Source organism: Streptomyces sp. AA4 (genome assembly GCF_000158875.1).
In the GTDB taxonomy this organism is placed as follows: Bacteria; Actinomycetota; Actinomycetes; order Mycobacteriales; family Pseudonocardiaceae; genus Amycolatopsis.
In genome coordinates, this window is the sequence record NZ_GG657747.1 from 91100 (window position 1) to 108579 (window position 17480).

Sequence of the window (17480 nt, forward strand, 5' to 3'; positions counted from 1 at the left end):
CGGCGCCCGGCTCGGCTGTTCCGCCGTGCCGGGCTTCCGGCGATCACCAGCCGCGGTTCTGCCGCGCGTCGTCCGCCAACTTGTCGGACTTGGCTTTCGCCTCCGCGGCGGCGTCCTTGACGTCCTGCTTGCTGGGCTCCCCGACCTCGTCCAGGTACTTCTTCTTCTCGGGGTCGCCCCACTCCTTCGGGTCGTACTTCCCGTTTTCGAGGTCGTCCCAGTCCTTCTTGGTCGGCCCGATGCCCTGCTCGTTCCGGTTGCCCCATTCGGTGCGCATCGGATTGCCGTCGAGCGGCTTGTCCGGCCGCTTCCAGTCCGGATGCGGGTCCTTGTTGACGTCGACCGGCTTGCCCTTGTCGTCGAATCGGTACGGATGCCCGTCCGGCGCCTTGTTGTACTCGTCGATCGTGGGATGCCGCCCGGACGGCGAGGGCAGGTCGTGGAACCGCTTGATGATGTCGTCGACGTCTTTTTCCGTGTAGTTCTTCGGGTTTTCCTTGAGGTCGGTGAATTCGAGGAAGGACTTGTGCCACTTCTCGAATTCTTCCTTCTTGCCGCCGGGCCAGTCGAAGTCCGCGCTGTCGCCGATGTCCCGGGTGGCCCGGTTCATCTCCTTGGGATCGGTGATGCGGTCCGCCTGCTGGCCGATCGGACGCCAGTTCTTGTCGAGATCCGGATGGTCCTTGTGCTTGTAGCCGCCGCTCTTGTCGATAGAATCGCTCGGCCACTTCGGCTTCTCGGCCGAGATCTTGTCGTTCTTGCCGGTCTTGAGCTTGCCCGCGATCCCGTCCTCGATCTTGTCGATCCGGGTCGAGACGCCGCCGATCCCGGCGTTGGTGTGCTGCGGGCCGAGCGGCAGGTTCTTGGGCTGGTTGTGCAGCTTCGGCAGTTCGTCCTCGCCGTATTTCTTGGTCAGCGCGGATTGCTTTTCGGTCGGCTGTTCGTGCACCCAGTTCTTCAGCCCGTCCCGCATTTTCTGGAACGAGATGATGTGCCGTTGCGCGACATCGCTTCCGGCCTGGTGGAACGGATCGTTCTTGTCGCCGGTCTGGTTCTTGCGCGCGTTCTTGGCGTCGGAGTTCCACGCCATCCGGTCCCAGACGTCGTCCTTGTTTTTCTTCGGGTCGCCCTTGTCGGCGGAACCGTCGTCCTTGTCGTCGCGCTTGCGCTTGTTGTCGGCCTTGCCCTTGCCGGTCGAGGAAGAACTCGTGCTCCCGCCGCCGTTGTCGGCGTTGTGCTTGGCCGTGGAATCCGCGGGCGGCGGGTCCGTCGCCTTGCCTTTGCCCTTGTCGCCGCATTTGAGGCCGAGCACGTCGGTGGCGGCGAACGGGTCGGGAACGTAGTTGCTCGGGTTCGGCCCGCCCTCCAGCCCGAGCGGGTCCTGGCTGATGTACCGGGCGGCGGCCGGGTCGTAGTAGCGGAAGACGTTGTAGTGCAGGCCGGATTCCGCGTCGGCGTACTGGCCGGGGAACTGCAGCGGGATGCCGCCGGGCTGGACCCGGCCCCACAGCGAACGCCGCGCGCTCCAGGCGAGGCCGCCGTGCTCGTCGATCAGTTCGGTCGGCGTGCCGATCGCGTCGGTGACCACGGACGCGAACCGGTCGCCGCCGGGGCCGCGTTCGAGCTGGGTGACCGGTTCGTCGCTGCCCGGCCGGCGTTCCCACGTGGTCGTCCGGCGCACTCCCGACGGATCGGTGTGCTCCTGTTCGATGAGCACGAAACCGTCCCACACGAACCGGGTCGATTCCGCGACCGAGCCGTCGGCCAGCAGCCGCTCCTTGGCGATCCGGCGGCCGAGCGGGTCGTACCGGTAGCGCCACTGGGCGCCGTCCGGCGTGCGCAGGCCGGTCAGCAGATCGCCGGTCCAGGCGTACTCCCACACCCGCACGCCGCCCGGATGCACCTCGCGGTGCCGGATCCGGCGGCCGAGGGAGTCGTAGTCGGCGGACAGTCCCGGGCTGCCTGACCAGGCGGTCAGCTCGCCGGCCGGGTTGTAGCGCAGCTCTTCCCCGCCTGCCGGGGAGGACACCGTGACCACGCGTCCGGCCGGATCCCGCGTGTAGGCCGTCCGTCCGGAAAGGCTGTCCTGCACCGCGGCGAGGCTGCCGTCCGCGTAGTACTCGAGACCGCGCCGCTGCACCGGCGTTGTTCCACGGGAAACCTGCTGCGCGGTGACGAGCCCGCGCGGGCCGAACGCCTGCTGCAGGGTGCTGACGCCGTCGGTGTCGCGGGCGAGCACGCGGCCCTCGTCGTCCAGCCGGTACCGCACGGTGTGGCCCGCCGTGGTCAGCGAAACCGGCCGGTCCTCGTCGTCGAAGGTCCACACGCTTTCCGCGCCGGACGGGGTGCGGCGGCGGACGGTCTGGTTCTGCTCGTCGTAGGAGAAGCGCACCTCGACGCCGTCGATCGCCTCGCGGACGACCCGGCCGTAGAGGTCGCGGTCGAACTCGACCACCGAGTCAGCCGATTCCACCCGCACGACATTGCCGACCGGGTCGTAGGCGTAGCGCACGGTGCGGTGCGGGCCGCGGACCTCGATCCGGTTGCCGAGCAGGTCGTACTCGTTCTCGGTGACCGAACCGTCCGGCTCGGTCACCCGGATCGCCTGTCCGGCCGCGTCGTAGTCGTAGGTCCGGGTCCGGCCGTCGAAATCGGTCTGCGCGACCAGCCTGCCGAGCGGATCGTAGGTGTAGGTCCAGGTGCGGCCCAGCGGATCGGTCACCGACGTCAGCCGGAGTTCGGTGTCGTAGGTGTAGCCGGTGCGCGCGCCGGAGGGGTCCACGACCGCGGTGACCACGTCGAACGGGCCGTACTCGTGCCGGGTCGCCCGGCCGAGTTCGTCGACGTGCTCGATCTCGTTGCCCTCGCGGTCGTACCGCCACAGCGCGCGCTCGCGGCGCACCCCGGTCCGCGAGGCGGGTTTGCCGTCGACCGTCCAGCCCAGCTGCACGCGTCCGCCGCCGACCTCGGGGGCGGTCCGCGGCCTGCCGAACTGGTCCAGTTCCGCGTCGGCGACCTCGGCTTCGCCGGGGAAGCCGGGCAACTCGGGCCCGGCGGGCCGGTCGTACCGGCGCTGCCAGGTCCGCCCGTCGCCGTGCACCGTGATCGCGGCCAGTTCGGCGCCGTCGTGCTCCAGTTCGGCGAGGCTGCCGTCGGGGCGCGCGACGGTGAGCGGCGTGCCGTCCTCGGCGTAGGTGTACTCGGTGACGCGCCCGAGCGGGTCGACCCGGCGGAGCAGATTGCCGTAGCGGTCCCATTCGGAGAACGTCACGTTGCCCAGCGGATCGGTCTCCCGGACCGGCCTGCCCTCCAGGTTGTACTCGTATTCCGAGACGTGGCCGAGGGAATCGGTGAAGCGGGTGATCCGGGCTTCGGGGCGGAACTCGAACGAGCCGCTGTAGAAGCCCTGTTCGCCCTCGGTGCGTACGCAGCGGCCTTCGGCGTCGTAGACGTAGCGGTACGAGACCCCGTTGCGGTCTTCCCAGCTCGTGACCCGGCCGTCGGGGTCGTAGGTGTAGCGCATCGCGGTGCCCGAGGAGTTGACGACCTCGGACAGGTGCCCCTGGTAGTTGTAGCGGTAAGCGCGCACGACGACGTCCGGCGCCGGGCCGGCCCCGATCATCCGCAGTTCGGTGATCCGCAGCCCGTCGGTGCGGAAGCCGACCTGGATCCCGCTGGAATGCGTGAGCAGCGCGGGCACGCCATTGTCCGCATAGGACAGTTCGGTCCGCGAACCGTCGGCGTCCTCGATCGAGCGCAGCGGAAAAGCCTTGCCCTCGCCGGAAAACCGCATCGTCCGCTCCGGACGCACCTGCTCGATGGCGCAGCTGCCGTCCGCGTTTCTGGTCAGCGGCCAGCGCGCGCCTTCGAGCGGCAGCACCGGTTCGTCCCCGGCGGGCATCGGGTAGTAGAGGATGACGCCCTCGGGCCCGTAGTACCGGATGTATTCCTCGCCGAACTCCAGCCGTTGGTCCACAGTGGACGCCCACGTCGGGCCGAACCAGCGCCCGGAGCGGTAGGACGAGCGATGCGTCCGCCGCACCAGCAGTTGCGGCAGTTCGAGGTCGTAGTCCTCGACGAGCACCTCGCCGCTGGAGATGACGACCGGGTCGGTGAGGCAGGGCGGATCGGCGTCGCCCTCGTTCTTCGCGTTGGACGCCTCGGTTTTTTCCTTCGCCGGGTCCGAACGCTCGTTGCCGCCGCGGTCGTTTTTGCCCGCCTCGCCGCCGGATCCGCCGCCGCCCTCGTCCTTCGCCGGTTCGCGCGGGGGCGGCTCGTGGTTCCCGCTGCCCTTGTTTTCGCCCGGGCCGTCGTGCGCGCCGGAGGTGTTCGTGGACTCGTCCTTGACCGGAGGCGGTTTCTCGCCGCCGCCGCTCTTTTCGTTCGGGGTGTCCTTGGCTCCGGACGGTTTGGTGGAGCCGCCGGTTGTGATGTCCTTCGGCGGATGCGCGGCGTCTTTGCCGCCGGACTTGATGCTCTTCATCGACTTGGCGACGTCGTCGAACAGGCCGCGCGCCTTGGTGAGCAGCTTGCCGAGTTCCTTGAGCGCCTTGGTGAGGTTCTTGACCAGTTCGGCGATCTGCTTGGCGGTCTTGGCCACCAGGTTGACCACTTGCGGCACCACCCAGACCATCCCGATGCCGAGGGTGAACAGCACCTGCAGCGCCCACGAGATCAGGTGCGCCACGACCTGGGCGATGATGTCGCGCACGAGCATCCGCACCGCGCCGACCACCTCGCCCGCGGTCTTCACCCCGCTGCCCGCGCCTTCACAGGCTTGCGCGGCGCCTTCGAGGGTCTTGGCGACTTCCTCGGCCTGTTTGCGGTAGGCGTCGGCGCTGTCGCCCTCCCAGGACTCGATGTCCTTTTTGACCTGTGCGGCCAGATCCTGCGCGACCGAGCTGACCTCTTTGGAGATGTTCTTCCAGGTCTCGGAGTACGCGTGGACCTGGTCCGGGTCCCCGGCCAGTTTGTCGAGCGCTTCCTTGAGCGGCCCGACGTGTTCGATCAGCCAGCCGACGCCCGCGGCGAGGATCGCGCCGAACGGGTCCATCACCGCGGCGAGCGCTTCCATGCCGACCCCGACCGCGCCCATCACGGTCGCCGCCCAGTCGCCGGATTCGATGCCGTCCTTGAGGCCCTTCCCGGCCTCGAGAATCGAGATGCCGGAGATGGCCGACGTCGAGTCCTGCTTTTCGGCCACCAAGGGATTCGACATGCCGGCCTTTCTCGACGCTCACCACGATCTCTTGGGCGCGCGGCCGAATTCGCACGCACGGCCCCCGAGCAGGCTACCGACCGGTCCGAAGCGTTCGCCGCGGCGTTGCGCGGAATTACCCCGGCAGTGCCCGCGTGTGCCCGAACCGCGGCAAACACGTCAAAACCCGCCGCGGGCTCCGGGATCAGGAGCCGACGGCGGGTTCTGGGAAGTGGAACCGCGGCGCGCAGCGCTCTGGTCGCCGCCTCGACCTGGCGCACGTCGGTCGTGCCGATGCGCCCGGGGGCGGGAGTGCGCGCGGGCGCCTCCGACCACGTGCCGGATTCCGGACCGAACACCGCCGCACCCATCGTGACCTGGGCGGCGTGCGCGAGGAACCTCCGTCGCTTCACGGACTCGTCCTCCTCAGCCTGCCGGCCGTCGGACGCGCCGACGACCCGTATCGCCGTGGTCTCGTCATAGGCGAGACCCATGTATCCACGGGGGACACCCAGGCCGTCGGCGATTCTCGTGAGCACGTCGTAGGCCATGACCTGGCGACCCTTGAGGATCTCCGACACCTCGGACTGCGACTGGCCGGTCATCGCGGCGATCTGGCGCTGCGATACTCCGTGTTTGCGCAACAGCCGGTACACGGCGCTGACCTCGCGGGCGGCGAGCGCCTCCCGCATGTCGGGCTGTTCCCAGGCGTCGGCCGGGACCGGACTGCCTGACCGGGAGTCTGCGTGAGAGACTCCGGAACCACTGCCAGCACTGGCATCCATTGCCATTGCGCCCCCTCACCGTCTCCTGGGCGTCTGATCAGCACCCTAAGCACACGCGAGAACCTTGTGAAACGCGCGGGCAGCGGGGTTGATCGGCAGGGCCGAACTCCGTTGACCGCTTACCGTGGAACGCGGTCCGGTCACCGCTATGACGCGGTTTCGACCTTCTCTCGCCCCCGGTTTCACTTCACTGTAGTTGCCAGATCTCCGTCACCGCCCGGACACCCGCGGCGATCACGGAGAGCGATGGACCCGACGACACAGATCTGCCGGAGCGGATGCATCCCGCAAGGTGCACCGGCCCGGGACGAGAAAGCGTGGAGGGACAGTGGAGTTCGTGGAATCGCTCGGTGGAGGACAAGCCGGGACCGCGGTGCGGTCCGCTCGGCCCGCACCGGGAATCGCCACGGCACGTCCGGTGCCGCCTACCGTCGCTTCCGCCGTCGCCGCCTCGGTGTCCGCCGACCCGCGCACCGCGGGCGTGCGGCACTTCGAAGGCGGCCAGGTCGTGTGGCGCGTGCAGTGCGGAGATCTCATCAGCCGCGAGCGCGCCGTCACGGTGTTCGTCGAGGACGACGAGGTCGTCGTGGTGTCCCCGCCCGGGGAGACCGCCCGTCTCACGTCCGGCCAGCTCGGCCAGCTCCGGGCCGCGCTCAACGAAGCCGCCACTCTGGCGGAAAGGTGACGGTGAGTTTCTCGATGGATCAGGTACTCGGGCAGGTTCTCCGCAACGCCGTATGGGAGCGCCTCGACATGCTGTCCGACCTGGCGGAACGCGCCGACGCCCAGTCGCTGGTCTCGGTCGCCCGCTCCGAACTGCCCCGGCTCGCCGAGGGCTGGCGCGCGATGCTGCAGGCGCACGAGCCCGACGAGCGCGGCGACTGTCCCACCTGCTCGACGCGCTGGCACCGGTGCAAGGCCCCGTGCTCGGTGTGGCAGGTGGCGCACGAGCACCTGGTCGCCGGCGGACTGGCCCCGCAGGCGCTGTCCGCGGCCGGGCACCGTCCGGCGCGCCGCCGCGCCGCGGTTCCGGCCGTTCCCGGGCAAAACCGGCGAGCCGAATCCGCCGCGGAGACCACCGGCAGGCACGCGCTGGTGAAACCGCGCCCGGTCAGCGCCTGATTCTTCGGGTGGGGTGGTTCCGGGCGGATCACCCCACCCGAGTTCGACTGGCGAGCGCGCGTCCTTCCGGCAACCCCAACCGGTCGGTCGCCCGGCATCCTCGCCCGGCCGAGGGCTGGTCCGTCCGTCCCCCCGAGCGAGACGGGCCGCCCTCGGCCACCCCGACGCTTAACGCGATTAATCGAAAAATGTCCGGCAGAACACCGGGGCAGTTCGGAGCGGGCGACCGAGACCAGCGACTGGGCGTCGGCGCGTTCCGCCAGGTCGGACAGCATGTCGAGGCGCTCCCATACGGCGTTGCGGAGAACCTGCCCGAGTACCTGATCCATCGAGAAACTCACCGTCACCTTTCCGCCAGAGTGGCGGCTTCGTTGAGCGCGGCCCGGAGCTGGCCGAGCTGGCCGGACGTGAGACGGGCGGTCTCCCCGGGCGGGGACACCACGACGACCTCGTCGTCCTCGACGAACACCGTGACGGCGCGCTCGCGGCTGATGAGATCTCCGCACTGCACGCGCCACACGACCTGGCCGCCTTCGAAGTGCCGCACGCCCGCGGTGCGCGGGTCGGCGGACACCGAGGCGGCGACGGCGGAAGCGACGGTAGGCGGCACCGGACGTGCCGTGGCGATTCCCGGTGCGGGCCGAGCGGACCGCACCGCGGTCCCGGCTTGTCCTCCACCGAGCGATTCCACGAACTCCACTGTCCCTCCACGCTTTCTCGTCCCGGGCCGGTGCACCTTGCGGGATGCATCCGCTCCGGCAGATCTGTGTCGTCGGGTCCATCGCTCTCCGTGATCGCCGCGGGTGTCCGGGCGGTGACGGAGATCTGGCAACTACAGTGAAGTGAAACCGGGGGCGAGAGAAGGTCGAAACCGCGTCATAGCGGTGACCGGACCGCGTTCCACGGTAAGCGGTCAACGGAGTTCGGCCCTGCCGATCAACCCCGCTGCCCGCGCGTTTCACAAGGTTCTCGCGTGTGCTTAGGGTGCTGATCAGACGCCCAGGAGACGGTGAGGGGGCGCAATGGCAATGGATGCCAGTGCTGGCAGTGGTTCCGGAGTCTCTCACGCAGACTCCCGGTCAGGCAGTCCGGTCCCGGCCGACGCCTGGGAACAGCCCGACATGCGGGAGGCGCTCGCCGCCCGCGAGGTCAGCGCCGTGTACCGGCTGTTGCGCAAACACGGAGTATCGCAGCGCCAGATCGCCGCGATGACCGGCCAGTCGCAGTCCGAGGTGTCGGAGATCCTCAAGGGTCGCCAGGTCATGGCCTACGACGTGCTCACGAGAATCGCCGACGGCCTGGGTGTCCCCCGTGGATACATGGGTCTCGCCTATGACGAGACCACGGCGATACGGGTCGTCGGCGCGTCCGACGGCCGGCAGGCTGAGGAGGACGAGTCCGTGAAGCGACGGAGGTTCCTCGCGCACGCCGCCCAGGTCACGATGGGTGCGGCGGTGTTCGGTCCGGAATCCGGCACGTGGTCGGAGGCGCCCGCGCGCACTCCCGCCCCCGGGCGCATCGGCACGACCGACGTGCGCCAGGTCGAGGCGGCGACCAGAGCGCTGCGCGCGCTCGACTACCAGTACGGCGGCGGGTTCTGCCGCGACGCGGTCGTCGCGCAGCTGTCCTGGGGACAGCAGATGCTCGACTCCAGCGCGGCCGACCAGGTGAAGCAGCGGCTGTACACCGCGATCGCCGACCTGCACAGCCTCGCCGGGTGGACGTCGTTCGACACCGGCCTGATGGACTCCGCGCGCGGCCATTTCGCGCAGGCGCTCGACCTGGCCAAACAGGGCGGCGACCACCATCTGGTGGCGAACGTGCTGTACCGGATGGGCCGCGTCTACCTGCACCAGGACGCCGCGAACGACGCGCTGAAGCTGTTCCAGCTGGGCCAGATCGCCGCGCAGGAATCCGGTTCCGAACTGGCCGTCGCGGTGCTCTGCGCCAACGAGGCGTGGGCCTACGCGATGATGGGCAACGAGGAGCAGTCGGTGAAGCTGCTCGGCCGGTGCAAGGACGAATTCGCGCGCGCCGACCTGGCCACCGCCGAATCGTGGGTCAAGTTCTTCAACGAGACCGACGTCTACGCGATGACCGGGACGGTGCACACCGTGCTGGCGATGAAGAACCCCGAGCACACGAAGTACGCGATCCCGGCGCTGAGCCGGGCGGTCGACACCTACACCGACGACATGGCGCGCAGCAAGGCGTTCATGCTCAGCGCGCTCGCCACGAACCACCTGCTCGAGGGCGACATCGACCACGGCGTGAAGATCGGCGGCAAGGCCATCGAATGCGCGGAGAGCATCAAATCCGCGCGGGTCAAGGACCGGATGCGGCCGCTGCTGGCCGAAGCCGAACGGCGGCGCAACAACCCCGACGCCCGTGATCTCGCGGACCGGCTCAAGATCTTCTACGCGGCCTGAACCGACCGGATCCGCCTTGCCCGAAGGCAGGTTCACCCCTGCGAAACTGCGCCAGGTACTGGCCGCTGCCTGCGCTCGGCTCGGACTCGATCCGGCGGGCGCGCGGCTGCTCCGGTTCACCAACAACGCGGTGTTCGCGCTGAACGGGGCACCGGTCGTCGTCCGGATCGTCGGCTCCATCCGGTTGCGCCACCGCGTCGGCACGGTCGTGCGCGTCGCCGAGCATTTCGCCCGGCACGGCGTGCCCGCGGTCCGGCTGCTCGCCGGGGTCGAGCAACCGCTTGACGTGGAAGGACATCCCGTCACCGTCTGGGATCTGGTGCCGTTCACCGGACCGCCGCCGACGCCTGCCGACCTGGCCGGACTGCTGCGCCGGGTGCACGCGCTGCCCCCGCCGGACGGCCTGCCCGCGTGGAACCCGCTGCGCTCGATCGAGGCCAGGGTCGCCGACGCCGAGGAACTCAGCGCCGCCGACCGGCGGTTCCTGCTGGAGCGCTGCGCCGAGGTGCAGGACCGGCTCGACACCCTGGATTTCCCGTTGACCAGGGGATTCGTGCACGGCGACGCGCATCCGGGGAACGTGCTGCCCGGTCCGGACGGCCCGGTGCTGTGCGATTTCGATTCCTCGTGCGTCGGCCCGCCGGAATGGGACCTGACGCCGCTCGCCGTCGGCCGCGAACGGTTCGGGGACCCGCCTGCGCGGTACGCGGAGTTCGCCGCGGCCTACGGCTTCGACGTGACGTCCTGGCCGGGGTTTTCGGTGCTCCGGGCGGTGCGGGAGCTGAAGCTGACGACGAGCGTGCTGCCGATTCTGCGCAGTCATCCGCCGGTGCGGGCTGAACTCCGCCGTCGGCTGGCGGACCTTCGCTCCGGCCGGACGGCGACCGCGTGGACGAGATACCGTTGAGCGGGATTCTGCACGTGCATTCGCCGACTGCAGATGACCGTTCGCCGCTTTCCGTCGATGGCTGACGAGGTATCGCTGCGCAGCGATAATTCGGTCCGGCAGATCGCCCCGATCAGCGTACTGCTAGTCCCAATGTGCAAGTTGCGGCTACCCGCGGTGACTTCGGCCGGTCAGGACACCGCGACCGGGGCCCGGGTGAGCACCACGGCGAAGCCGAAGGCGAGTCCCATCACGGTCAGTTCCAGCGTGGCCCAGGAAGCGAGCGCCGTCCGCTGGTGTCGCACGATGCGCGGCATCAGCCGCCACCGCAAGTTGGCGGCCAGCAGCGCGATCGCGCCGGTGCACAGCACCTTGAGCACCATCAGCTGGCCGTACGGCGTGGTGAACACGCCCGCCCAGAAGCTGATCGTCGGGTTGGCCAGGATTTCCACGACGCCGTTGAACAGCCCGGTCACCGCGGACAGGATCAGGCACAGCGTCGCCAGTTTCGAGAAGCGCGGCAGCGCGTGCGCGAGCAGCGTCCGGTTGGCCGCGAGCAGCACGATCATCGCGCCGAGGCCGCCGCACCAGGCGACCGCGCTCATCACGTGCAGTTCCATCGAGATCATCGTGTAGTCGTGATAGGCCCAGTTCGACGCGTGGCCGGTGACCGGCAGCGGCAGCAGCGCGAACATGCCAAGGCCCACCCGCACCTCGGCGGGCACCTTCTCGCCCTTGCGCAGCGCGACGAACCCGAGCGCGGCGTGCAGCAGCGCGAGCACCGCCACGATGACCAGCGCCTTGCCCGCGCCGACCTCGGCGATGTAGCTGCCGATGTCGCCTCCGGTCAGCATCCGCTTGCCCGGTTTGTACTCCGCGGTCTGCAGGATCAGCGCGACCACCGCGGTCGCCGCCCAGATCAGCGCGGCGGCGACCGCGGCGGGACGGGCCCGGCGCAGGACCGGTTCGGTGAGCTTCGGCCGGTCGTAGCCGACCAGCACGGACAGCAGGGCCAGCCCGATCGTCGCGACCGCCGACAGATCCAGCAGCACGCGCACGATCGGGATGGCCGCCGAGACCACCTCGCTGGGTTCCACCACGCCCGGAATGGGCGAGGACGCGGTGAGCGCGATGCCGATCAGCGCGCCCAGCAGTCCCGCGACGACCACGCAGGCGAGCGTGGCCCAGCGGACGGCGGAGGTGGTCTCGGCTCGCGTCACTGGTCCGCCTTGTCCGATCCGGGGTCGCGTCCGGTGCGCAGCGCGACGGTGAGGCCGATCGCGAGCAGCACCACCGCACCGGCGATCCACACCCAGATCGGCACGCCGCTCGACGACGAGCCCTCCGCCGGAGCGGACTGGGCCGGCGCACCGGCCGCCTTGGCCGCGTCGCCCTTGGCCGGCGTGCCGGTGCCCGCGGTGGTGAGGGTGAACGGGATCTCGCCGGACACCGGGTGCCCGTCGGCGGAGAGGACCCGGTAGCCGACGGTGTACTTGCCCGCCGGGCCGAGCGGCCGCAGCGGCGCGCTGAGCACGTTGTTCTCCACCGTCACCGGACCCTCGGCCCACTGGCTGCCGTCCGGTCCGGTCACCGCGATCTGGTTGACGTCGGCGTTCTGCACGTACTGGTCGAACGTGAGCGTGACCTTCGCCGGGCCCTTGGCGACCGACGCGCCGCTGGCCGGATCGGAGTTGATCAGCACGTTGTGCGCCAGCGCCGGGGTGGCCGTGCCGAGCAGGGCCACCCCGGAGATCGCCAGCGCGAGTAGCGCCTTACGCATTACTTGGTTCCTTCGGTCTTTCCTGCTGCCGGACGGCGGGAACGCAGCACCGCGCCCGCGCCGACGCCGAGCCCGAGCGCGCCGACCACGAGACCGGCCCCGCCGAGCCAGCGTGCCGTGTTGTCCGACGACGACGACGCGGCTTCGGCGTTCTCTCCGGCAGCCGTGGTCTGCGTGTGGCCGCCGTGCTCCGAGGATTCGGCGGCCGCGAGCTTGACGGTCGGGGCCGGGTGCTCCGGCTCCTCGCCGCTGGGCGGGGTGGGCTGGTTCCAGTCCACCACTTTGCCACCCTCGTACGTCTGGATCGCCGGGAACTCCAGCTGGTCCACATTGGACGGCAGCGGACCGCCGCTGATCTCGAACTCCTGGAATTCGGTCGAGCCGATCTTCGTGCCCGGCTGCGCGGTCCAGACGACCTTGGTGACCGCCTCGGTGATCTTCGTGCCGGACGCGGTGGTCACCGGCTGCGGCAGCTTCGACTTGGTGACCTCGGCGGTCCAGCCGGGGATCGGCTTGGTGCGGATGTTGCCGATGCCGTAGTCCGGCTTGACGTCGATCTCGACCTTGATCGTGCCGAGGTTCGCGTCCTCGTTCGGGACGCGGAAGAAGATCGTGCCGTAACCGCCCTTGGCCGGCTTGTCGCCGTAGACGTTGGCGGACACGTGCGCGGACGCGATGCCCGCGCCGAGCAGGCCGGTGGCGGCGACGGTCGCGGCGAGCACGCCGGCGCGACGGAAGATATGGTGGGACACAAGTTCTCCTGAACAGGGAAGGGCCGGCGGAGGACAACGCCTGCGCCGGAAAGGGAAAAGAAGATTCGGGGGTTCAGGAGAGTGCGGGAGGTCCGCGCCGTCCCCGGACGCGGCGAAGTTCGACGGTCAGCAGCGGCACCGCGCCAGCCGCCCGCGGCCGCGCGATCCCGGCCGCCGCTACCGGAACCGGCAACGGCCGGATCAGCAGCGGAAGAATGATCCGCACCACGTGCAGCACCGCGAGCAGCATCGCGTCCGCGCGCGCCAGCACCAGCGCGGTGAGCAGGGTCGCGACCGCGTGCGCCGCGGTCATCGCCCAGCCGTCCGGCGCGGCGGAAGCACCGGAGGGGTCGTGCCCGCCGAGCGTCGTCAGCACCAGGTGCATCACGAGCTGCCCGCCGCCGAGGACGGCGATCGTCCCGAGCGGTCCGCGGGCCCGCCCGGCGAGCGCCGTGGCGGTCCAGCCGAGCAGGCCGGTCAGCAGCAGGGTGAGCGCGGGATCGGGCAGCCCGCCGTCGGCGACCGCGTGCGCGGTGACGGCGAGTGACGCCGAACTCAGCGCGAGCAATCCGCCGCGGACAGCGGCGAGTGCGCCGCGATGCCGGGCCGGAGTGCTCATTCGGGCAGCTTAACGGCACTCCGCTGGGTGACTGAAGCGTCTCGAATGGTGAGCACCTGCGGAAAACGCACAGGTAGGTGGGTCTCGATCCGGTAAAAACCCCTCGGTGGAGGCTCGTGCTTCGGTTGCCGACCCCCCGGGGATGCGAAACGGTGGGTAACCACAACCGAGAAGTGGGGGTTTCGACCGTAGCCGTTCCGGGTAGTCACTCTGCCGATTGATGGGCTACTCCGAACGGGTGACGTCCGGGGCTCGCGAGCTGGCGGGAGAACGAATACGGATGAACCTCTTCGAGTACATCTCGGACCGGTGGGGAAGGCTGCTGCTCCAGGCGTGGCTGCACACCAGCATGGTCGTGCAGTGCACGATCCTCGCCGCGATCCTTGGCGTGCTGATCGGCATCGCCGTCTATCGCAGCCCCATCGGCTCCGCCGTCGCCACGGCGCTGGCCAGCACGATCCTCACCGTCCCGTCGTTCGCCCTGCTGGGTCTGCTGATCCCGCTTTCCGGGCTCGGCTCGACGACCGCGGTGATCGCGCTCGTGCTGTACGGCCTGCTGCCGATCGTCCGCAACACGATCGTCGGTCTCGACGCGGTCGACCCGGCGATCACCGACGCCGCCCGCGGCATCGGGATGAGCCGGCTCTCCGTGCTCACCCGGGTCGAACTGCGGCTGGCCTGGCCGGCGATCCTCACCGGCATGCGGGTCGCCACGCAGATGCTGATGGGCATCGCGGTGATCGCGGCGTACGCCAAGGGCCCCGGCCTCGGCGCGGAGGTCTTCTCCGGCCTCACCAACGCCGGGAGCACGAACTCCCTCAACCAGGCCCTCACCGGCACCGTCGGCGTGGTCATCCTCGCGCTGGTGCTCGACGGCATCTATGTCCTGATCAAGCGATTCACCGTTTCTAGGGGTGTCCGTGGCTGAGCACACTGCGACCGAAGAAAACGTCTCCGGCGTCGAGATCGAACTCGACCACGTCACCAAGCGCTACTCCGGCACCCGCGCCCCGGCGGTCGACGACTTCTCGATGGTCGTGCCCGCGGGCAAGATCGTGGTGTTCGTCGGCCCGTCCGGCTGCGGCAAGACCACCACGATGCGGATGATCAACCGGCTGATCGAGCCGACGTCCGGCCGGATCACCATCGGCGGGCAAGACGCGCTGAAGCTCGACGTGGACACCCTGCGCCGCCAGATCGGCTACGCGATCCAGCAGGCCGGGCTGTTCCCGCACTTCACCGTGGCGCAGAACATCGCCGTCGTGCCCGGCCTGCTCGGCTGGGACAAGAAAAAGGTGACCGCGCGGGTCGAGGAGATGATGGACCTGGTCGGGCTCGACCCGGCCGATTTCCGCGACCGCTACCCGCGCCAGCTTTCCGGCGGGCAGCAGCAGCGCGTCGGCGTGGCCCGCGCGCTCGCCGCCGATCCGCCGGTGCTGCTGATGGACGAGCCGTTCGGCGCGGTCGACCCGATCACCCGCGGCAACCTGCAGGACGAACTGCTGCGGCTGCAGACCGACCTGAAGAAGACGATCGTCTTCGTCACGCACGATTTCGACGAGGCGGTCAAGCTCGGCGACCGGATCGCGGTGCTCGGCAACCAGTCGAAGATCCTGCAGTACGACACCCCGGAGTCGATCCTGGCGAACCCGGCGGACGACACCGTCGCCGGTTTCGTGGGCGCCGGCGCCTCGCTCAAGCAGCTGACTCTGCTGCGCGTGCGCGACGTCGAACTCCAGCAGGACGCGCTCACCACGACGATCGACGAAGCGCCCGCGGACGTGCGGGAGAAGCTGAGCAAATCGCGCAAGCCGTTCGCGCTGGTGCTCGACCACCGCCGGCGGCCGATCCGCTGGGTGCACGTGCGCGAGCTGACCAACGCGACGTCGCTGGGTTCGGTGGGCAAACCGCTGCGCGACATCGTGAGCCTCCAGTCGACGCTGCAGGACGCGCTCGAGGCGATGCTCGCCGAAGGCGGTTCGGTGCCGGTCACCGGCGCGCGCGGCGAATACGCGGGCACGATCAAGCTGGACACCGTCATCGCGACCATCCAGCAGCTGCGCGACGAGCACGCCGACGACCACGTCGACGAGGACGGGGCCACGGCATGACCGCTGCCGTCGATACCGGATTCAGCACCGAGTCGGGCTCCCGCCGCGCGGAACGCGTCCGCCTGTTCGCCCAGCCCGCCGTGGTCGTGCTGATCGTCGCGGCCACGCTCGCCTGGGTGTTCGCCAGCGGGCTCACCGCGACCGAAAAGGAAACGCTCAACGCGACGTCGCTGCTCACCGCGCTGCGCGACCACGTGGCGATGACCGTCGTGGTCACCGCGATCGTGGTGCTGGTGGCGGTGCCGCTCGGCATCATCGTGACCCGGCCGTGGGCGAAGTGGCTCGCGCCGGTCTTCCTGGCGATCGCGAACATCGGGCAGGCCGCGCCCGCGCTCGGCGTGCTGGTGCTGTGGTTCATCTTCACCGGCGCGGTCGGCGGGCTCTGGGTCGCCGCGCTGCCGCTGGCGTTCTATTCGCTGCTCCCGGTGCTGCGCAACACGATGGTCGGCATCCAGCAGGTCGACCCGTCGCTCATCGACGCGGGCCGCGGCATCGGGATGTCCGCGCAGAAGGTGCTGTGGCGGGTGGAATTCCCGCTCGCGGTTCCGCTGATCCTCGCCGGTCTGCGCACGTCGCTCGTGCTGGCCGTCGGCACCGCGACGTTCGGCATGTTCGTCAACGCCGGCGGGTTCGGCCTGCTGATCGACACCGGCTACAAGCTCAACCTCACGAAGGTGCTGATCACCGGTTCGGTGCTGGCCGTCGCGCTGGCGCTGCTGGTGGACTGGCTGGGCGCGGTCGCCGAGCAGTACTTCGGACCGAAGGGACTGCGCTGATGAACGTCCTGAAAAAAGCGGGCGCGCTGGTCGGCGCGGCCCTGCTCGCCGGGACGCTCTCGGCGTGCGGGCTCGACGTCAACACCTCGATCCCGTTCAAGATCGAACCGGGCTCGATCCGGCCGATCCCGGCGCTGAACGGCGTGCGCGTCGTCGTCGGGTCGAAGGACTTCACCGAGAACATCATCCTCGGCTACATGGCCGAAATGGCGCTGAGCGCGGCGGGCGCGGACGTCATCGACCTCACCGACATCAAGGGGTCGAACTCGTCGCGGCAGGCGCTGCTCAACGGGCAGACCGACGTGACCTGGGAGTACACCGGCACCGGCTGGATCAACTACCAGGGCAACGAGCTGCCGGTGCCGGGCGGGGAGAAGGCGCAGTACGAGGCCACGAAGAAGGCCGACGCGGAGAAGTACGGCGTCACCTGGCTGAACTACTCGCCGCTCAACGACCAGTACGCCTTCGCCACCACCGAGGCGTACGCGGCGAAGAACAACCTCAAGTCCACGTCGGACCTGGCGAAATTCCTCACCGCGCACCCGGACCAGAACCGGTTCTGCCTGGAGACGGAGTTCACCAGCCGCCAGGACGGGTTCCCGGCGGCGGTCAAGGCGTACGGGTTCAAGAACCCGAAGATCGAGAACTTCGGGATCGGCACCATCTACTCGGCGGTGGCCAACGGCACCTGCCCGGTCGGCGAGGTGTTCACCACCGACGGCCGGATCTCCGGGCTGAACCTGCGCGTGCTCGAGGACGACAAGAAGGCGTTCCCGCAGTACAACGCGGCGGCGACGCTGCGCACGGAGTTCCTGAACCAGCACCCGGAAATTCGCGGGCCGCTGGAGACGGTGGCGGCGGCGCTCGACAACAAGCAGATGGTCGAGCTGTGCAAGAAGGTCGACGTCGACGGCAAGGACGCGGGCACCGTCGCGCACGACTGGATGCTGCAGAAGGGCTTCATCAAGTAGCGTTTCCCGGCAGCGGAAAGGGCCCCTTGAGTTCGCTCAAGGGGCCCTTCGC

General features: G+C 69.5%; 14 protein-coding genes and 1 pseudogene. 8 read left to right on the forward strand and 7 right to left on the reverse strand.

The window, feature by feature from the left end:
• Positions 1-43: 43 nt before the first annotated feature.
• Both SSMG_RS39240 and SSMG_RS47850 read right to left on the reverse strand, forming a co-directional pair.
• Complete coding sequence (locus SSMG_RS39240; RefSeq protein ID WP_009085653.1) at positions 44-5218, reverse strand: RHS repeat-associated core domain-containing protein; 5175 nt, start codon at positions 5216-5218, stop codon at positions 44-46.
• Between the two features lie 536 nt (positions 5219-5754).
• A pseudogene (locus SSMG_RS47850) lies at positions 5755-5988 on the reverse strand (helix-turn-helix domain-containing protein); the annotation flags it as partial.
• A 322-nt stretch (positions 5989-6310) separates the two neighbouring features.
• On the opposite strand from SSMG_RS47850, the gene SSMG_RS47465 reads away from it, so the two are divergent.
• The gene (locus SSMG_RS47465; protein WP_009085660.1) at positions 6311-6667 is read left to right on the forward strand and encodes a hypothetical protein; all 357 of its coding nucleotides are present in this window, start codon (positions 6311-6313) and stop codon (positions 6665-6667) included.
• A gap of 2 nt (positions 6668-6669) precedes the next feature.
• A complete protein-coding gene (locus SSMG_RS39250) occupies positions 6670-7104 on the forward strand; it encodes a hypothetical protein (protein WP_286157100.1) in 435 nt (144 codons plus the stop codon).
• A 343-nt stretch (positions 7105-7447) separates the two neighbouring features.
• On the opposite strand, the gene SSMG_RS47470 is transcribed toward SSMG_RS39250, so the two are convergent.
• Entirely contained in the window at positions 7448-7804 is a 357-nt protein-coding gene (locus SSMG_RS47470) for a hypothetical protein (RefSeq protein WP_009085660.1), read from the reverse strand.
• Between the two features lie 421 nt (positions 7805-8225).
• Here SSMG_RS47470 and SSMG_RS39260 point away from each other — a divergent pair, with 421 nt between their 5' ends.
• Positions 8226-9533 (forward strand): helix-turn-helix transcriptional regulator, encoded by a 1308-nt coding sequence (locus SSMG_RS39260; protein WP_009085662.1) that lies wholly within the window; start codon positions 8226-8228, stop codon positions 9531-9533.
• Between the two features lie 16 nt (positions 9534-9549).
• Positions 9550-10440 carry a phosphotransferase enzyme family protein gene (locus SSMG_RS39265; protein ID WP_037718931.1) on the forward strand — a complete coding sequence of 297 codons (891 nt, stop codon included), beginning with the start codon at positions 9550-9552 and terminating at the stop codon, positions 10438-10440.
• Between the two features lie 170 nt (positions 10441-10610).
• Here SSMG_RS39265 and SSMG_RS39270 read toward each other — a convergent pair whose 3' ends face one another.
• From SSMG_RS39270 to SSMG_RS39285, 4 genes are all read right to left on the reverse strand, one after another.
• Entirely contained in the window at positions 10611-11639 is a 1029-nt protein-coding gene (locus SSMG_RS39270) for a copper resistance D family protein (protein WP_009085666.1), read from the reverse strand.
• Positions 11636-12199 carry a copper resistance CopC family protein gene (locus SSMG_RS39275; protein ID WP_009085667.1) on the reverse strand — a complete coding sequence of 188 codons (564 nt, stop codon included), beginning with the start codon at positions 12197-12199 and terminating at the stop codon, positions 11636-11638. Before SSMG_RS39275 ends, SSMG_RS39270 begins: the two co-directional genes overlap by 4 nt.
• Complete coding sequence (locus SSMG_RS39280; protein ID WP_009085669.1) at positions 12199-12951, reverse strand: YcnI family protein; 753 nt, start codon at positions 12949-12951, stop codon at positions 12199-12201. Before SSMG_RS39280 ends, SSMG_RS39275 begins: the two co-directional genes overlap by 1 nt.
• Positions 12952-13024: 73 nt before the next feature.
• Positions 13025-13570, reverse strand: a complete 546-nt coding sequence (locus tag SSMG_RS39285) for a hypothetical protein (RefSeq protein ID WP_009085671.1) — start codon at positions 13568-13570, stop codon at positions 13025-13027.
• A 280-nt stretch (positions 13571-13850) separates the two neighbouring features.
• On the opposite strand from SSMG_RS39285, the gene SSMG_RS39290 reads away from it, so the two are divergent.
• The 4 genes from SSMG_RS39290 to SSMG_RS39305 are packed head-to-tail and all read left to right on the forward strand — an operon-like array spanning position 13851 to position 17428.
• Entirely contained in the window at positions 13851-14498 is a 648-nt protein-coding gene (locus tag SSMG_RS39290; RefSeq protein WP_009085672.1) for an ABC transporter permease, read from the forward strand.
• Positions 14491-15681, forward strand: a complete 1191-nt coding sequence (locus tag SSMG_RS39295; RefSeq protein ID WP_009085673.1) for an ABC transporter ATP-binding protein — start codon at positions 14491-14493, stop codon at positions 15679-15681. The genes SSMG_RS39290 and SSMG_RS39295 overlap by 8 nt, the downstream gene beginning before the upstream one ends.
• Positions 15678-16457 carry an ABC transporter permease gene (locus tag SSMG_RS39300; RefSeq protein WP_009085675.1) on the forward strand — a complete coding sequence of 260 codons (780 nt, stop codon included), beginning with the start codon at positions 15678-15680 and terminating at the stop codon, positions 16455-16457. The genes SSMG_RS39295 and SSMG_RS39300 overlap by 4 nt, the downstream gene beginning before the upstream one ends.
• Positions 16457-17428, forward strand: coding sequence for a glycine betaine ABC transporter substrate-binding protein (locus SSMG_RS39305; protein WP_050788527.1), 972 nt, complete (start codon positions 16457-16459; stop codon positions 17426-17428). Before SSMG_RS39300 ends, SSMG_RS39305 begins: the two co-directional genes overlap by 1 nt.
• The last annotated feature ends 52 nt before the right edge of the window (positions 17429-17480 follow it).

What these genes read in the sequence shown, in the direction of transcription:
- SSMG_RS39240 (WP_009085653.1), bottom strand. Translation starts at nt 5,218, where the DNA reads ATGTCGAATCCCTTGGTGGCCGAAAAGCAGGACTCGACGTCGGCCATC.
- SSMG_RS39260 (WP_009085662.1), top strand. Translation starts at nt 8,226, where the DNA reads ATGCGGGAGGCGCTCGCCGCCCGCGAGGTCAGCGCCGTGTACCGGCTG.
- SSMG_RS39275 (WP_009085667.1), bottom strand. Translation starts at nt 12,199, where the DNA reads ATGCGTAAGGCGCTACTCGCGCTGGCGATCTCCGGGGTGGCCCTGCTC.
- SSMG_RS39285 (WP_009085671.1), bottom strand. Translation starts at nt 13,570, where the DNA reads ATGAGCACTCCGGCCCGGCATCGCGGCGCACTCGCCGCTGTCCGCGGC.
- SSMG_RS39290 (WP_009085672.1), top strand. Translation starts at nt 13,851, where the DNA reads ATGAACCTCTTCGAGTACATCTCGGACCGGTGGGGAAGGCTGCTGCTC.
- SSMG_RS39300 (WP_009085675.1), top strand. Translation starts at nt 15,678, where the DNA reads ATGACCGCTGCCGTCGATACCGGATTCAGCACCGAGTCGGGCTCCCGC.
- SSMG_RS39305 (WP_050788527.1), top strand. Translation starts at nt 16,457, where the DNA reads ATGAACGTCCTGAAAAAAGCGGGCGCGCTGGTCGGCGCGGCCCTGCTC.